Below are 16,521 nucleotides of genomic sequence, written 5' to 3' on the forward strand. Positions count from 1 at the left end.
TCTACAGCTTGCAGTCCCCATGGATGTGGCGGTGTTACAGCACCAGCCCCACATTCATGGAGGACTGCAATGGCGGTCAGTTTATCTCTGTCCCGGTTCGCCGGGGACCTTCAAATGGCGAACCGCGCCCATAAGACGATCCAGCAGTACGTCGCATCGGTGAGGCGTTTCGAGGAATTCCTTGGCCACGACCCATGCGACGCCAGCCAGGAATCGGTGCGGCGGTGGGTGGACGTCCTCCGGCAGCAGGCCATCGGAGCCTCCCGGCTGGCCCTCCACTACTCAGCCTTGAAGTTCCTCTATGCCCGGACCCTGGGCCAGCCCGAGAAGGTGGCCTGGATCACCGTCCCCAAGGCCAAGGCCCACCTGCCTTCCACCTTGAGCCAGGCTGAGGTTGCGCGGCTGCTGGACGGGTTCACCACCACGAAATACCGCACCTTCTTCACTCTGGTCTACGCCACCGGCCTGCGGATCAACGAGGCCTGCCGGCTCGAGACCCGGGACATCGACGCCATGCAGCAGGTGATCCACGTCCGCGATGGAAAGGGCGGCAAGGACCGGATGGTGCCCATGGGGGCCAAGCTCTACCGGGCGCTGCGGACCTACTACAAGCACATGCAGCCCCCGAAGCCTTGGCTGTTCGCCTCCAAGTCGGGAGGGCCCCTCTGCGCGGACACCGCCCGGCGCGCCCTCCTTTGCGCAGCGGCCGTCTCCGGCATCGGCAAGTTCGTGAACCCCCACCTTCTGCGCCACGCGTTCGCGACCCACCTGCTGGAGAGCGGCGAGGACCTGCGCAAGATCCAGGTGGTCCTGGGCCACGCCAGCATCACCTCCACCCAGATCTACACCCAGGTGGCGCCAGGCCAGATCGCCGCCGTGCGAAGCCCTCTGGAGGACCTGCCGGAGTAGGGCGGTGGGGTTCACCCGACCCCGTTTCGACATCGCCGACATCGTCCGCCTCCACCGCGACGCCCTGGAAAGCCGGGTTGCCTTGAACCGGCAGCAGCGCCGCGTCCTCACGGCCATCGGCCAATGCCGCACCGCGGCCCTGGGCGGGCACAAGGAGGTCTGCGAGCACGGTGACTTCGAGCGGATCGCCTACAACTCCTGCCGGGACCGGCACTGCCCCAAGTGCCAGGCCCTGGCCCAGGAACGCTGGCTCGACAAGGAGACCCAGCGCCTCCTGGACGTGCCCCACTTCCACCTGGTGTTCACCCTCCCGGCGGAACTGCGGTTCCTGGCCCGGCAGTATCCGGCCAAGTTCTACGGCGCCCTGTTCCGGGCAGCGACGAAGACCCTCCTGAAGCTGTTCCGGAGCCGACTGAAGGCCATTCCCGGCCTGCTGCTGGTGCTGCACACCTGGACCCGGGAGTTGACCTTCCACCCCCACCTCCATGTGCTGGTCACCGCCGGGGGCCTCGCCCTCGACGGCGGAGGCTTCATCCCCAGCGGGAAGAATTACCTGTTCCCGGTGGCCATGATGGGTGAGGTGTTCCGGGCCAAGATGCTCAACGCCCTGGGCCGGCTCCAGGCGAAGGGCGCCTTCCCTGAGGTCCCGAAGGAACTCTACGCCAGTCGGATGGCCACGGTCAGCGATCTGGACTGGGGCGTCCACGCCAAGAAGCCGTTCGGGCACTCCAGCCATGTGGCCGGCTACCTGGCCCGGTACACCCACCGGGTCGGCATCGCCAACTCCCGGCTCCTGGACGTCACCGAGGACCGGGTGACGTTCGCCACCAAGAACGGCAACACTGCAACGGTCCACCCCGTGGAGTTCCTCGAGCGCCTGGTCCAGCACGTCCTCCCCCCGGGCTTCCACAAGATCCGTCATGCCGGCCTCTACGGCTCCCTCCAGGCTGGCGGCCTTCTGGAGAAGGCCAGGGCCATCGTCGGGACCTGCAAGAAGCCCCGGAAGGATCCATCCGACCTGGAACGGGTGGAACGCGAATCCCAGACCTGCCCGGTCTGCGGCGGGGCCCTCCGTCGGACACCCCTGCCCGCCACCATCCGCGCACCGCCCGAGGACGATCCATGCTGACCGTCCCCACAACGCCCATGACATCAACTCCCGGCCTGCCCGGTTGGGGTGGCTGGACCGGGGTCTGCCTGCACCTCAGCATCCCGCCGGGAACGGTGATCCCGAAGGGCGAATCTGAGCCCCACGGAACGATCCAGGGAGCCATCGGGTCCCCTCCCGGGCTCCGACCCATTTCGAAATCCCCATAGCCCGGTTGCGCCGGCCCCCTGCCGCTACGGGCCTGTCCAAGAACGTAAGATCGGGCTGCGCGTCAGCGCGCCGGTCAAGGCGTACGCTCGTGTTCCTGCGAGCCCGATTTACTAACTATTTTCCTGTTGGACATCATCTGCTTCCTCCGGGCCGTTCCAGCCCTGCGCCGGGACCGTGAGGAACTGCTGGCTCTCCTGGAAGCCCTCGGGTCCCTTGATGCCGCCATGGGCTTGGTCCGCTACCTGGATGGGATTCCAGAAGGCCATGTCGAACCCGTGTTCACGCCGGACCGAGAAGTGGAGATCGCGGGTGCCTACCACCCCCTGCTCTCCCGGCCCGTGCCCAATGACCTGGCCCTCCGAAACCGATCCTGCCTCATCACCGGCTCGAACATGGCCGGCAAGACCACCTTCATCAAGACCATCGGCATCAACATCCTGCTCGGACAGACCCTGCACTTCTGCCTGGCCCGGCGCGCACGCCTTTCCCGACTCCAGGTGCAATCCTCCATTTGGCGCAGCGATCACCTCGAAGCAGGCCAGAGCTATTATCTGGCGGAGGTGGACCGCTTGCGGGAGTTCGTGGAGGTCGAGCCGGGCAGTCCACCGAAAGTCCTGCTCATCGACGAGATCTTCCGGGGAACAAACACCCTTGAGCGCCTCGCGGCTGCCACCGCGGTTCTTTGGCACCTCCAGCAGCAGCACCTGGTGCTGGTCACCACGCATGACTTGGAATTGGGCGATGCCCTCGCAGGCCGCTTCGATCTCTACCACTTCTCCGAACAGGTCGTGGAAGGGACCTTCGGGTTCGACTTCAAACTGCGCCCCGGGCCCGTCTACACGCGCAACGCCATCCGGCTCCTGGAACTCCGCGGATTCCCTGCCTCCATCACCGAGGAAGCCCGCCGCCTCGCCAACTCAAGTCGATCCGAGATGGGCAACGACGTGCCACAACACGTCATGGACCAGATGGGGAATCGCCGCGGCGGCCCAGCCCAGCCAGAAGGACCGGGGGCGCCAGGAGAGGAAGGCCGCCGTCATGATGAAGAAGGCCCAGTACGGGTTCAGGAATCCCAAGTGGAACCCGTTGAAATGGAGGGCCCCCCACACCAGCGCGGATATCCCGGAGAGAACCACGATGTTGGTGATCTGGGGGGCCAGCAAGGAGGCCAGCCCGACGACCATGAAGGTTTCCAGAACGGGGCCCAGAAGCACCACAAGCCATAGGGGCCACGTGAATGTCGGGCACGTCTCCCCGGCGAGGTGGACGAGCCCTTTAGATTGCGCCCATGCGACAGCCATGACCAGCATCCAGCCAGGCGTTTCCATGGCAAGGATGGCCTTTAGCACGGACCACGCATAGCCGTCACTTGGCCGAAAAAGGAAAACCCTTTTCGGGAGGGCCCAGCGTGTGGTGGCGGGTCTACGAGATGCTTCCAATCAATGCCTCTGTCGGTTGTCTGGTACGCATCACCACCACAGAACGATTCGCCGGGGATCGCAAAAATGGGCTTTGGGACTCAACAGACCCTATTTCGGGTACAGTTCGTGGCAGAAGAATAGGGAGGTGGCGGCGGGCAACCCTGCGTATGGTTCTGGATTCTCCGCCTCCAGTTATCCAGATTCTGGGGGGTATAAACGCAGTTGATCTGAGACCAACGAACGATGGTCGGGGTCGCTGGTGTGGTGCCGCCGGCCACTGCGTCGGTCTCGCTGACCACCTGGCCACTCAGTGGCATGATGACTTCGGTTTCGAGGGAAAGTTTTCGCATGGCGGCACCTGTGGTAGGAGAGCTGACATGTGTTGGAAAGGACCTTGAGCCGCGTGCCACGGATGCACGTTGCCCGGCGTCCTTGAACGTGATTCAAGGTGGGTACAAGGTTCCATGGCCGGCCATCCGGGTCGCCGGTACAGGAAACTGGCCAGAACGTGGACGGCTGCAAGGCACGTTGGCACCACGGCAGGGTGGCCACCTTCTTTTCCTAAATCCTTCTGGATCCCGGTGGATAGAGTCCCAGAGAGTGGTGTAAGAGCCGGGTAGGCATACAGTTGGCCACCGTTCCCCGTATGTTTGTTTTTGCGGGAACAACATAGGAGCGGAAAACGATGGCCAGATAGTTAGTAAATCGGGCTCGCGGGACACGAGCGTACAGGTGTGACGGGGCGCTCGCGCGCAGTCCGATCTTACGTTCTTGGACACGCCCGTAGCGGCAGGGGGCCGGCGCGACCGGGCTATGGGGATTTCGGAGCTGGTCGGCCGCCGGGATGGGACCCGATGGGCGCGTCGGTCGAGGTCAGGGCCGCTGACCCCCAGGTTCTCGGGCCCAGCGACGAGGCAGCGACCCGGCGCAGGCAGACCCCGGGCGCCCCACCTTGTGGAGGCGGGCGGTGAACCGAGATTATGGATGTTGTGGGGACGGTCAGCATGGTTCGTCCTCGGGAGGTGCGCGAATAGCGGCCGGCAGGGGCGTCCGGCGCATGGCCCCGCCGCAGACCGGGCAGGCCATGGATTCCCGCTCGAGCCGCTCCAGGTCGGAGGGATCCTTCCTGGGCTTCTTGCAGGTGCCGACGATGGGTCGTAGCTACCGGAACGTCATCGCGCACTTCGGACCCGATGAGGGCCCCTTGATCGTGGTGGGGCTCATTACGACACCTGCGGGGCCAAGCCGGGAGCCGACGACAACGGCAGCGGCGTCGCAGGGCTCCTTGAACTGGCCAGCCTCATGGGGAAAGAAGGCCAGCACCAGGCCATCGACCTGGTCGCCTTCACGCTGGAGGAACCACCCTTCTTCCGCACGGAGCACATGGGCAGCGCCCACCACGCCAAAGGCCTCAGGGACGCGGGCAGGGAGGTAAAGGCGATGGTCGCCCTGGAGATGATCGGGTATTTCTCGGACGCGCCCCGAAGCCAGGGCTATCCCATCGGCCTCCTGAAACTGTTCTATCCCTCCCAGGGGGATTTCATCGCAGTGGTGGGCAACCTTGGCGGCTTCGGCTTGACTCGACTGGTCAAGGGGGCCATGCGGGCCGCCACGCCCCTGCCGGTCCAGTCCATCAATCCCCCAAAGCCATTCCCGGCATCGACTTTTCGGATCATCTCAATTACTGGAAGGAAGGCTTCCCGGCCGTAATGGTGACGGACACGGCCTTCAACCGTAACCACGAGTACCATGAAGCCGGAGACACCCCCGCACGGCTTGATTACCGTCGGATGGCCATGGTCGTAAAGGGGGTGAGGGTGGTCGTCGCGGCCCTGGGACGAAGCGACGATTGAGCCCGTAGAGCCTGCCTATTCACCGCCGTTGAAGGCCGATCTCCAAACTGGCTCACAGGGAAATACGTTCCGCACCGAAACGGCCCACTTCCGTCCATCTATCACCACGGCGCCCTTCTCCTTCCGATTGCCCAGGAAGGCGGAAATCCGTTGAAGTTCTGCCCCTGGAAGGAAGATGGAATATGAGCTCTGGCGCTTGATTGCCTTCTCTGAGGACAGGCCAGGCCACTCCTTCGGCCAGTAAATGGATGCTTCCGGAGCATATTCATAGGGCCAGATCATGGCCTCGACGTAACGCGGCACCCAAATCTGCATCCCGGGGATTTTCGCTTGCGTCAGCAGGCTCGCCAGAGCCCCAACCTCTTTCGGGATCTTCACGGCGCGGTTCCGGCCCGGGACATCGCCCCCACCGCCCCAGGAGAGCCCGTACACAGATCTGACGTAACGGGCACCCTCAAGATCCACGAAGAGGCTGGTCTCAGGCATGTCCGTGGCTTCCGTCAGCACAATCCGGTCGGCCTTCTTCGGGAATGGTCCACAAGCCTTGACCTTACCCAGGAACTGAGACAGCTCCTGTTGCGACATTTGTTTCCAGTAGTACGTCGCCTTCCTCTCCGATTCCTTCACCAACTGGATGACCTGACCGTCTTCGTATAGGACGAACTTCGGCGTGTCGGACCCCACCACCCAGATCCAGGGGTCCGAGACAAGCATGACGATGAGGGGCTTTGGCCCTTCAAATGGGTTGAAGCTCCCCGCCGCCAAAGGAAGTGAGGACAGAAGGATCCATGCAAGGAGTCTCAACCCCTTGCCCACAAATCCGCTCACGAGCATTCCCATGGTGCCTTTCCTTTCGCTCATCGTTCCAGGGTCCCGGACATCTGCATGCTTCAACCCTCCTCCTCGTCGTCCTTCCCCCTCCTCGGGGGCTCCTCTTCACCGAAACCTGCTGGAAGTTCTTCGGAAATGCTCGCAACCCGGTAGATGCCGCCCCTCTCCGTGAGGGTGAAATACCAGACCTGCTTCCCATCCATCTCCCCTTCCACCCCATCGGGCTCGAAGGCAACAAGGACCCGGTTGGAGGCCCCCTTCTCCTGCCTGGTATACAGGAAGGTGCCAGTGGCGAGTTTGTGGATACGGGCATGGAATGGCTTGAGACTTGGCCAAGCCGAACCCTCAGACCATTGGATGGCACTGCCGGCATCCAGGTCCTTCCACAAGTCGACGGTTTCGTCGGGACGCAAGCCGGGCATCGGCTCCATCCGAATCCCGGAGGCGCTCGTCGCAAATCGAATCCGGACCTGGCGTCCCCATAACCCGGGATCACTGCTCATGGCCTCGTATCGGAGAATGAAGCCGGACTTCGAGGATTCGAGATGCGGGACGTTCTTTTCGTCGCAGCGGTAAAACCCCATCTCCCTCGCCAAGGCCGTCTCCTTGAACCGCCCGGCCGCATCGAAATGGACGATGGTCATCCTGAGGACGCTCCAGCAGGAGGTGCACCATGGCGGATTGTGGCAGGTGGCAAGATAGAAGGAGCCATTCGGCATCGGCTCGGAAAGGACGACTTCCAGGTCTTCCTGGCCGGGATCTTTTTCAGGATGATTTCCAGGTTCACGGGCCCAGGATAAGCGCCAGGTCCCATGGTCGAACCGGAACAGGAAAAGCGACGTTGTGCGCCCGCAAAGGGTCGGATAATCGACCGTCACCAGCAAGATGCCTGGGTGCCCTTCAGGGCGTTTAACCAGAACGTGGGGAATATCCCCGAGGCGGTCCTCACTTCCGGGCTTCTGGGTGCCTCCCATGGCGCCTTGAAGCCGCGCGGCAAGGTGCGCCACGGATTCATCTGCCGGCGCCGCCACCATGCAGGCCTCAAGGGTGTATCGAACCTGGTCGCGAAGGGTTACCAGAAGGGCGACCGCAACCTCTGGAAGTTTGAATTCATTGGGTTGATGGACTTTTCGTAATTCGAGCAGAGTCCCGGCGAGTTGACCGGTTGGCGCCTCTTGGCGGACAGGCGCCGACTGGCATGCCCCAGGTGCACCGGATAGGGACAGGAACATTGCGAGGATAGGAACCTGCGGAAAATTTTGCGGAGGCCATGGAGGCATCCTTGTCACCTGAAGGGGAGTCGGTTCGTTGAACGTCGGGTTTCCAGGTCCATTGTATACTTATTGGTTCATCTTCCATGTTCCCTTCTCGCCCTTCCTGGCCAATCCTCGACCACGTAAGGCTTCCGCATAGCCAGCACCCTGGGTTTGCCTTTCCCTTCAAGACCAAGAGATCCTGACCAACTACGCCTTGAGGAGGCGATGTCACCAAGCCCGAAATCCCTTCTCGGATTCATGGCCGATAACTTCGACCTCATGGAGGAGTTGTGCCGCTACAACAGCCATACGCATGGCGAAGTCGTAGAACTCCTGGAACGGTTCACGCCCAAGGATAAGCAGACGGAACCTGGCGACTTGGTGGTAATGGGCATCATCGAGGCCGTGGAGTCCCGGGACACGGAACCGTTCGGATCGTCCATCGCGGTGTGGCTGTCGGAGGCATTCTACAACCGGGCCAACCCGGAGCCAGCCGCACTTGTGCCACCGCCCAAGACCTTCCGTATCCCCCTTTCCGACAAACTCGTCGGGCACCGGTTCGCCCGGAAAGGGGGACATGCCGATGATCTGCTTGGTTGGCTCCGTGAGGAGTTTCCCGAAGCGGGCCTCAGGGAGGTGTTGCGGTCGTACCATTTCCTGCTGAAGACGACGGCAGTGAACCGGAATGGTCCGCGCCGGACCTTGGAACACCCCGAGTCCACCACCGGGGCGACGGCGACGACCCCGTCCTGCTTGGTCCAGACGGAGGCCAGATCGGTGGCCCACCGGCGATTGCTGTCCGGGACCACCCCATGCCCGCGGGGGCCGGGGAGGCGTTCTCCGCCGCTCACAGGGAGCAGCAGGCCCAGGCCGCGCATGAGGGCGTAGATCCGCTTCTGGGAGGCCTGGAGGCCCTCCGAGCGCAGCAGCGCCCAAACCTTGCGCACGCCCCAGGCGGGATGATCCTGGACAGCCTTCTAAATGGCGGATTGCCAGATTCCATGACTGCATCTGTTGATCCTGCAGAGGAAAAGTGCGGTCCTTGCGCGAGGTTCTTCGCAACCGTATTATATTTACGGGAGAATTAATACGGTGTCTCGTCCTGCCACCCCCACCTTGCACCCGGGTCAAGTGCTGCGCACAAAACAGCTGTCCGCATGGTCGGCCAATCCCGTGCGGCTGGCTCAACGTCTGGTTCGGGACGGCCACCTCCTGAAGCTGTCCCACGGACTTTTTGCGGTCCCCAAGCGTGGCCGCTTCGGCTTCGTCCCACCGGACCTGCCCACGCTGGTGGCCGCGTTCCTGGAAGGCTCTCCATTCGTCGAGACCGGCCCATCGGCGTGGAACACCCTTGGACTGGGTTCGATGGCCCTGTGGTCCCATTCCCTGGTCTACAACACCAAGCGGTCCGGCGAATTCATGCTGGGCAACCAGCGCGTTCGGTTCCGGAGGGTCCGCTTTCCGGAACGTCCGCCCAAAGAATGGTTCGCCGTTGATCTCCTCGAATCCAGGGATTCCGTCGGGCTGTCCCTGGAGGAACTCAGGCCCAGGCTGGTCGATGCGCTCCGCTCAGGGCGCCTGGACCCGCTTCGCCTGCAGGCAATGGCAGCGGCGTATGCGACGGCCTTCCATCGCCATTTCGTGGAAGACGCCATCCGGGAGGCCCGTTGAACTTCGTCCACCGTGATCCGGATTGGTTGTGTACAAAGGTTTCCGCAAGTTAGCGTCCGGGATTTCCCCTTGGCCGAGGTACACGGTGTTTTGTCGGCGCTTCCTATTCCGGAGCCGCCTCGGTGGCGGGGAGTTCCTTGCCGCAATAGCGGCAGAGGATCGCGGCCGCTTTGATGTCCTCGGCGCAATAGGGACAGACCTTCATGCCAGGGCGCGGGGCGGGGGCGCCCGGGTCCCCGGAGGCGGGGCCGGCCGGTTCCCCGTCCTTGGCGTGGTGCTGGGCGAGGGGCGTGTCCGCGGGAACGATCCCGGGGTTCTGGCAGGCGGGACAGACGAGGACGGCCTTGAGCTTCGCGTTGCTGGCTGACCGGGAGACGGCGAAGACCGAACAGATGATGCCAAGGGGGATGAACAGGCCCGCCAGCCAGCAGCCGCCTGCCATGCCCAGGAGGCCCGCCCCCAGGTTGGAGGAATTCCCGCTGCCGTAGCTGACCAGGAGGGACACGCCGGCCAGGACGAAGGAGATGACCGTGGCTGTGGCCATGGGATTGCGCTTGTCCGGCTCGATCAGCCGGGGCTTCGCGGTGGTCTTGCAGCGGGGGCAGAAACATTGGCCGCTGGACGCGGACGGGCTCGCGGGCGCTGGGTCCGGACCCGCTTTGCCGTGGCCGCAGTACGGGCAGCCATTGCAGGTATCCAGGAAGTCCTGTCCGCAGGACGGGCAATCCACGAGGGCCATGTGTTCTCCATGGGTTTGACGATCCCGGATGCGCCAGGAGGGCAGTCCCCGTCGTCCTGGATCGTGTGTTGTTCGGCTGGAAGGACCAGCCTATCAAACCCGCCCGGAGGGGAGAAGCGCCCGGAGTCAGGCGCCCGGGTGGGGGGCGTCCCCGGCGATCAGCCACTCCCGGAGCTTGGACCAGCGGCCCTGGGCCTTCACGCCCTGGACGGCGATGGCCACGGCCTTTTTCTGGCCCACCAGGACCACGAGCTTCCGACCGCGGGTGACGCCGGTGTAGAGGAGGTTCCGGGCCAGCATGGCGTAGTGCTGGGTCATCACGGGGATGACGACGGCGGGGAACTCGGAGCCCTGGCTTTTGTGGATGCTCGCGGCGTAGGCGAGCATGATCTCGTCCAGTTCGCCGAAGGCGTAGGGCACGAGCCTGCCGTCGAAGCTGATGGCGGCCTCGCCGGCGTCCAGGTCCACGGCCGCGACCCGGCCGATGTCGCCGTTGAAGGTCTCCTTGTCGTAGTCGTTGACGATCTGCATGACCTTGTCGCCCACCCGGTACGTGTTTCCGAACCGCTCCACCGCGGGCTGCCCGGGCCCCCCGGGGTTGAGGGCTTCCTGCAGGGCGACGTTGAGGGCCCGGGCCCCCACCGCGCCGCGGTTCATGGGGCAGAGCACCTGGACATCCCGGACGGGATCCAGGCCGAACCGCGCGGGAATCCGGTGGCGCACGATCTCGAGGATCCGGGCCACGGCGGTCTCGGGCGCGTCGGCTTCGACGAGGTAGAAGTCCGTCGGCCGGTCCCGGGGCACGTCCCCTTCGGGCATCTGGCCCCGGTTGATGCGGTGGGCGTTCACGATGATCCGGCTCTCCGCCGCCTGGCGGAAGATCTCCGTGAGGCGGGTCACGGGGAGGGTCCCCGAACCGATGAGATCGGCCAGGACCTGGCCCGGCCCCACCGACGGCAGCTGGTCCATGTCCCCCACGAGCAGCACCGCCGCCCGGTCCGGCACGGCCTGGAGGAGGGAGGCCATCATCGGCACGTCCACCATGGACATCTCGTCCACCACCACCAGGTCCGCGGGGAGCGGGTGATCGGGGCCGCGCTTGAAGCCGCCGCCGGCCGGATCGAATTCCAGGAGGCGGTGCAGGGTCTTGGCGGGCAGGTTCGTGCTCTCGGAGAGGCGCTTGGCGGCCCTGCCCGTGGGCGCGGCCAGGGCCACCTCGACGCCCTTGGCGCCGAGGATCCGGAGGATCGCGTTCACCAGGGTGGTCTTGCCGACACCGGGGCCGCCCGTGATGACCATGACCTTGGAGGCCAGCGTCTGCTTGACGGCGGCCCGCTGGCTGGCGGCGAGGGTGACGCCCAGGGTGCCCTCCACCCAGGGCAGGGCCTTCGCCGGATCGATGGCCGGCCAGGGGGGAGCCCCCGTGCCCAGGGCCCGGATCCGGCCTGCGAGGATCCGCTCGGACCGCCACAGGTGCGGCAGGAAGGCGCACCAGCGCCCGCCGAGGGTGTCCCGGATGACGTTCCCCTCGGCGACTTCCTCGGCCAGCGCCTCCGCCAGGGGTTCCCGGGGGAGTTCCAGGAGGCGCGCCGCCAGACCCAACAGGTCGTCCTCGGGGAGGGCGCAGTGGCCGTCGTGGAGGGCCTCCAGGAGGGCGTAGGTGACCCCCGCCCGGGCCCGGAGCATGGAATCGGGCGCGATGCCCAGCTGGCGCGCGATCTGGTCGGCGCTCTTGAAGCCGATCCCGCGGATGTCCTTGGCCAGGCGGTAGGGGTTCTCGGTCACCAGCGGAATGGCGTCCGCCCCGTAGGTCTTGTAGATGCGCACGGCCCGGGCGGTGCTGACGCCGTGGGACTGGAGGAACAGCATGATCTCGCGGACGGCCTTCTGTTCCGCCCAGCCCGCGATGATGCGCCGGGCCCGCACCGGGCCGATGCCCGGGATCTCCTTGAGCCGCCCCGGGTCCGACTCGATCAGGTCGAAGACCTGCTCCCCGAAGGCCTTCACCAGCTTCTCCGCGTAGACCGGGCCGATGCCGGGGATCAGGCCGCTGCCCAGGTAGGTCTCGATCCCGGCCAGGGTCGTGGGCAGGGTGGCCTTCAGGAAGGCGGCCTTGAACTGGGGCCCGTGGTCCCGGTGGTTCTCCCAGGTGCCGCTGGCCTGGATCTGCTCCCCGGCCTGGATCGCGGCCACGGTGCCGATGACGGTCACGGGCTCCCGGCGCCCCCGCACCAGGACCCGCAGCACGGAGAAGCCCGTGTCCGGGTTGTGGAAGGTGACGCGCTCCACCAGGCCCGCGAGGGGCTCCCGCCGGGGCTCCGCGCCGGGTTCGGGCGTCAGGGGGGCGTCGGGCATCCAGGTCATGGGCAGGGGCGCGGGAGGGGTTCCCGCATCCATGGTAGGGCGGTTCCGGGAACGCGGCACCCCTGGGCGGCCCGGCGCAAACATGCCCCCCCAGGGGGCGGGGTCCTGAAAGACCTGGGGCCGTGATGCCGAGGAGGCCTTGGGCAGCCAGGGCGTGGACCCCTTGGAACCTGCCGTCGCGTCCAGGCCGTCCCCCTTCCCCGCCCCCGGGTTCCGTGGTGGAATCAGGGCGCTCCCCCATCCCCCGAGGCTCCCGTGTTCCCCTTGCGATGCCTGTGCTTCCTCACCCTCGCCAGTGCCCTGTCCGCCCAGGGGTGGGAGTACGGCATGACGGTCGGCCGGCAGACCTTCGGCTCCCTGTCCGCCTCGGACGGGATGCCGGGCTACGCGCCCTCGGGCTCGGTGGCGGGCACGACGGTGGTGTCCGCCCGGCTCGCCTGGACCATCCTGGACACGGACGGCGGGGAGCTCCAGGTCGCCTGCGCCTTCCAGCCCACCACCACCGCCACGGCGCGGTTCTCCGTGCAGCCGACCACCGCCCCGGGCCTGCCCCGGATCGATTCCGGGCCCCTGAACTACCGGTGCGGCTACCATGCCCTCGGCGTCTCGTACCGGACGCCGGGCCGGGTCCGGGCGGGGGTCGGCCTGGACCTGCGCTTCCAGCGCGTGGACCTGCCCGCCAGCGCCGCCAACGCCGCCGAGACCGCCACCACCGCGGTGCCCTGGATCCGGGGGGGGCTCTACCTCCCCGCGCGCGCCGGCTGGATCCGGCCGATCGTGGGCGTGGAGGCGGGGCTGGCCCTCCTCACCACCTCCGACGCGGCCCACCCCGCGGGTTCCCTGAGGCCCCGGTCCGAGGTGGCCCTGTACGCGGGGGCGCGGTTCTAGCCGGCCTGGACCGGGTTCGCCCATCCGCGGACATTCCGCTATTATCCAGAGCGGATTCAACGCTTCAGATCAGGATTCCGGAGGCCCCATGGCATCCATCCTCCTCCTCGCGGTGTCGGCGGTGCTCCAGATCACGGCCGCGGGCCTGGCCCTGCGCCTCGTCCGGACCACGGGGCGCATGGCGGCGTGGATCCTCTTCTCGGTGGCCATGGTGCTCCAGGCCCTGCGGCGGATCGTCCTGCTGGGGGGCCTCCTCGCGGGGCCGGGCCGGCCCGTGGCGCTGGACGACGTGCTGGGGCTCGCGATCTCCCTGGCCATGGTGCTGGCGGTCTGGCTCATCAAGGACATCTTCGAGCGCCTCGCCCGCAGCGAGGCCCACCTGGAGCGGGAGGTGGCCCAGCGCACCCGGGACCTGGAGCTGGCCCGGGACGCCGCGGAGGCGGCGAGCCGCGCCAAGAGCACCTTCCTGGCCAACATGAGCCACGAGATCCGCACCCCCATGAACGCGGTGATCGGCCTGACCCACCTGGCCCTGCTGACGGAGCTCACGGACACCCAGCGCCAGTACCTGGACAAGGTGAAGCGCGCGGCGGAATCCCTGCTGGGCATCCTCAACGATGTCCTCGACTTCTCCAAGATCGAGGCGGGGCGCATCGACCTGGAGGCCCGGCCCTTCCTGCTCGAGGAGGTGCTGGACCGGGTGATCCAGGTCGCCGGGGTCCGGGCCATGGAGAAGCACCTGGACCTGATGCTGGACGTGGCCCCGGACGTGCCGCCCTCCCTGGTGGGGGACCCCCTGCGGCTGGCCCAGGTGCTCCTGAACCTCTGCAGCAACGCGGTCAAGTTCACGGACGCCGGCGAGGTGGTGGTCGCCGTGGCGCGGGCGGAGGCCGGCGGCGGCGAGGGCGTGGCGCTCCGATTCACGGTGCGGGACACGGGCATCGGCATGACCCCGGAGGAGGCGGCGAAGCTGTTCCGGCCCTTCACCCAGGTGGACGCCTCCAGCACGCGGCGCTTCGGGGGCACGGGCCTGGGCCTGGCCATCAGCCACCGCCTCGTGGCGCTCATGGGGGGCACCATCCAGGTCACGAGCGAACCGGGCCGGGGCAGCGTCTTCGCGTTCACCCTGCCCTTCCCTGTCGGCGACCTGCGGCCGGAGCACCGGGTGGTCCAGATGCCGGACCTCGCCGGCCTGAACGTCCTGGTGGTCGACGACAGCGCCAACGCCCGGGCCATCCTGGAGGGCCTGGCCCACAGCCTCGGGTACCTCTGCACCACCGCCGCCTCCGCCGGGGAGGCCCTGGCGCGGCTGCGGGAGGCGGGCCCGGCCCGCCCCTTCGACCTGGTCCTCATGGACTGGAACATGCCGGAGGTGGACGGCTTCGAGGCGGCCCGCCGGATCCTCGCCGAGCCGGGCCTGCCCCACCGGCCCAAGGTCATCATGGTCACCGCCTTCTGCGACGAGACCATGCGGCGCCGGGTGCAGGAGGAGGGCCTGGACGGCCTCCTGCCCAAGCCCGTCACCCCCTCGAGCCTCTTCGACGCCATCGTGGCCGTCCACCGGGGCCGGGGGGCCCGCGCCCCGGAGCCCGCGAAGGCCGCCCCGGAGCCGGAGGTGGACGCGCGGCTGGCGGGGGCCCAGGTGCTCCTGGTGGAGGACAACGCCTTCAACCGCCAGGTGGCCAGCGAACTCCTCGCCCTGAAGGGCGTCCAGGTCACCCTCGCCGACGACGGGGCCCAGGCCCTGGAGCTGCTGCGCCAGCGGCGCTTCCAGGCCGTGCTCATGGACCTGCAGATGCCCGTCATGGACGGGTACGAGGCCACCCGCCGGGTGCGGGCCGACCCCGCCCTGGCGGGCCTGCCCATCCTGGCCATGACCGCCCACGCCATGGCCCAGGAACGGGCCCGGTGCGAGCAGCTGGGCATGAACGACTACATCACCAAGCCCATCGACCCCGCGGACCTGTACGCGCGCCTGGCGCGCTGGGTGGGCCCGGAACCGGCGGCCGTCCCGGCCCTCCCCGGCATCGACGCGGAGGCGGGGCTGGCCTGCCTCGCGGGCAACCTGGACCTGTTCGATCGCATGTTGCGCCTCTTCCTGGACCTCCGGTGCGGGGCCGCGGAGGAGATCGGGGTCGCCCTGGCGGCGGGGAACCGGGAGCAGGCCCGCCTCCTGGCCCACACCATGATCGCCTCCTCGGGCAGCATCGGGGCCCGCGCCCTCGCGGAGGCCTCCCGCGGCCTGCAGCAGACCCTGGACCGGGGGGAGGATCCCGCGGAGGCCCTGGCCCGTTTCCGGGCGTGCCTGGACGAGGTGGCCGGGGGTCTTCGGCGGCGGTACGGCGCGGGCGCTTGAAACGGGACCCGGCCCTGCCCCAAGCTGGAGCCCTGCCGGAGGCCCCATGACCACCCCGCCCCCCATCCTCCTCTCCAACGGCGTCGCCGTGCCCGCCCTCGGCTTCGGGACCTGGCAGATCCCCGAGGGCCCCGCCGCCTTCGACGCCGTGACCTGCGCCCTCGCCAGCGGGTACCGCCACATCGACACGGCGCGGGCCTATGGGAACGAGGCCAGCGTGGGCCGGGCCCTCCGCGCCAGCGGCCTGCGCAGGGAGGAGGTCTTCGTGACCAGCAAGCTCCCGGCGGAGGAGAAGGATTCCGGCCGGGTCCTGGCGGCCTTCGACGCGACGATGGCGGCCCTGGGCCTCGACCAGCTGGACCTCTACCTCATCCACGCCCCCTGGCCCTGGAGCCGCATCGGGCTGGACTGCATGGCCCAGAACAAGGCCATCTGGAAGGTGTTCGAGCGGCTCTACGCCGACGGCCGCGTCCGCGCCATCGGAGTCTCCAACTTCAACGAGGCCGAATTGGGCGGCCTCCTGGAGGTGTGCGACGTGGCGCCGATGGTGAACCAGATCCGGTTCTTCATCGGCGACACCCAGCCCTCCCTGGTGGCCTTCTGCCAGGCGCGGGCCATCGCCGTGGAGGCCTACTCCCCCCTGGCCACCGGGCGCCTCCTCGCGAACCCCGACCTCGCCAGCCTGGCCCAGCGCCTGGGCGTGACCCTCCCCCAGCTCTGCCTCCGCCACGCCCTCCAGAAGGGCCTCATCGTCCTGCCCAAGTCGGTGACGCCGGCCCGCATCCGCCAGAATCTGGAGGTGGACTTCCAGCTTTCGGCCGAGGACATGGCTTGGCTCGATGGCCTGACCGGCACCGTCCCCCGGCGCTGAACCCGGGCCCTGTCCCCGAAGGCCCGCGTCGGCCGGACGGATGC

Annotated in this window: 13 protein-coding genes and 2 pseudogenes; 10 read left to right on the plus strand and 5 right to left on the minus strand. The window is 67.2% G+C overall.

What is annotated here, in order from left to right:
- The first annotated feature begins 69 nt into the window (after nucleotides 1-69).
- The 3 genes from R2J75_RS12400 to R2J75_RS12410 all read left to right on the plus strand — a co-directional run bounded on the left by R2J75_RS12400 (nucleotide 70) and on the right by R2J75_RS12410 (nucleotide 3,453).
- Nucleotides 70-909: a tyrosine-type recombinase/integrase gene (locus R2J75_RS12400; protein ID WP_316410090.1), complete on the plus strand. Its 840-nt coding sequence runs from the start codon at nucleotides 70-72 to the stop codon at nucleotides 907-909.
- 4 nt (nucleotides 910-913) lie between these two features.
- The gene (locus tag R2J75_RS12405; RefSeq protein WP_316410089.1) at nucleotides 914-2,038 is read left to right on the plus strand and encodes an IS91 family transposase; all 1,125 of its coding nucleotides are present in this window, start codon (nucleotides 914-916) and stop codon (nucleotides 2,036-2,038) included.
- A 314-nt stretch (nucleotides 2,039-2,352) separates the two neighbouring features.
- Entirely contained in the window at nucleotides 2,353-3,453 is a 1,101-nt protein-coding gene (locus R2J75_RS12410; protein WP_316410285.1) for a MutS-related protein, read from the plus strand.
- 1,194 nt (nucleotides 3,454-4,647) lie between these two features.
- Here the strand turns inward: R2J75_RS12410 and R2J75_RS20040 are convergent.
- A pseudogene (locus R2J75_RS20040) lies at nucleotides 4,648-4,806 on the minus strand (IS91 family transposase); the annotation flags it as partial.
- Nucleotides 4,807-4,923: 117 nt separating this feature from the next.
- On the opposite strand from R2J75_RS20040, the pseudogene R2J75_RS12415 reads away from it, so the two are divergent.
- Nucleotides 4,924-5,358, plus strand: a pseudogene (locus tag R2J75_RS12415) (M28 family peptidase); the annotation flags it as partial.
- Between the two features lie 158 nt (nucleotides 5,359-5,516).
- Here the strand turns inward: R2J75_RS12415 and R2J75_RS12420 are convergent.
- Nucleotides 5,517-6,395, minus strand: coding sequence for a hypothetical protein (locus R2J75_RS12420; protein WP_316410286.1), 879 nt, complete (start codon nucleotides 6,393-6,395; stop codon nucleotides 5,517-5,519).
- A complete protein-coding gene (locus R2J75_RS12425; RefSeq protein ID WP_316410287.1) occupies nucleotides 6,392-6,976 on the minus strand; it encodes a hypothetical protein in 585 nt (194 codons plus the stop codon). The genes R2J75_RS12420 and R2J75_RS12425 overlap by 4 nt, the downstream gene beginning before the upstream one ends.
- A gap of 168 nt (nucleotides 6,977-7,144) precedes the next feature.
- Here R2J75_RS12425 and R2J75_RS12430 point away from each other — a divergent pair, with 168 nt between their 5' ends.
- From R2J75_RS12430 to R2J75_RS12440, 3 genes are all read left to right on the plus strand, one after another.
- On the plus strand, nucleotides 7,145-7,468 hold the full coding sequence (locus R2J75_RS12430) for a hypothetical protein (RefSeq protein WP_316410288.1): 324 nt from the start codon (nucleotides 7,145-7,147) through the stop codon (nucleotides 7,466-7,468).
- 378 nt (nucleotides 7,469-7,846) lie between these two features.
- Nucleotides 7,847-8,476, plus strand: a complete 630-nt coding sequence (locus R2J75_RS12435) for a hypothetical protein (RefSeq protein WP_316410289.1) — start codon at nucleotides 7,847-7,849, stop codon at nucleotides 8,474-8,476.
- Nucleotides 8,477-8,719: 243 nt separating this feature from the next.
- Complete coding sequence (locus R2J75_RS12440) at nucleotides 8,720-9,259, plus strand: hypothetical protein (protein ID WP_316410290.1); 540 nt, start codon at nucleotides 8,720-8,722, stop codon at nucleotides 9,257-9,259.
- 103 nt (nucleotides 9,260-9,362) lie between these two features.
- On the opposite strand, the gene R2J75_RS12445 is transcribed toward R2J75_RS12440, so the two are convergent.
- Nucleotides 9,363-9,998 (minus strand): hypothetical protein, encoded by a 636-nt coding sequence (locus R2J75_RS12445; protein ID WP_243331972.1) that lies wholly within the window; start codon nucleotides 9,996-9,998, stop codon nucleotides 9,363-9,365.
- Nucleotides 9,999-10,124: 126 nt separating this feature from the next.
- Nucleotides 10,125-12,353: an SF1B family DNA helicase RecD2 gene (gene recD2, locus R2J75_RS12450; protein ID WP_394365916.1), complete on the minus strand. Its 2,229-nt coding sequence runs from the start codon at nucleotides 12,351-12,353 to the stop codon at nucleotides 10,125-10,127.
- Between the two features lie 264 nt (nucleotides 12,354-12,617).
- On the opposite strand from recD2, the gene R2J75_RS12455 reads away from it, so the two are divergent.
- From R2J75_RS12455 to R2J75_RS12465, 3 genes are all read left to right on the plus strand, one after another.
- The gene (locus tag R2J75_RS12455; protein ID WP_243331954.1) at nucleotides 12,618-13,250 is read left to right on the plus strand and encodes a hypothetical protein; all 633 of its coding nucleotides are present in this window, start codon (nucleotides 12,618-12,620) and stop codon (nucleotides 13,248-13,250) included.
- Nucleotides 13,251-13,338: 88 nt separating this feature from the next.
- Nucleotides 13,339-15,606: a response regulator gene (locus tag R2J75_RS12460; protein WP_243331953.1), complete on the plus strand. Its 2,268-nt coding sequence runs from the start codon at nucleotides 13,339-13,341 to the stop codon at nucleotides 15,604-15,606.
- 46 nt (nucleotides 15,607-15,652) lie between these two features.
- Complete coding sequence (locus R2J75_RS12465; RefSeq protein ID WP_316410293.1) at nucleotides 15,653-16,477, plus strand: aldo/keto reductase; 825 nt, start codon at nucleotides 15,653-15,655, stop codon at nucleotides 16,475-16,477.
- Nucleotides 16,478-16,521 lie beyond the last annotated feature (44 nt).

It is taken from the genome of Mesoterricola sediminis (assembly GCF_030295425.1).
GTDB classification, from domain to species: Bacteria; Acidobacteriota; Holophagae; order Holophagales; family Holophagaceae; genus Mesoterricola; species Mesoterricola sediminis.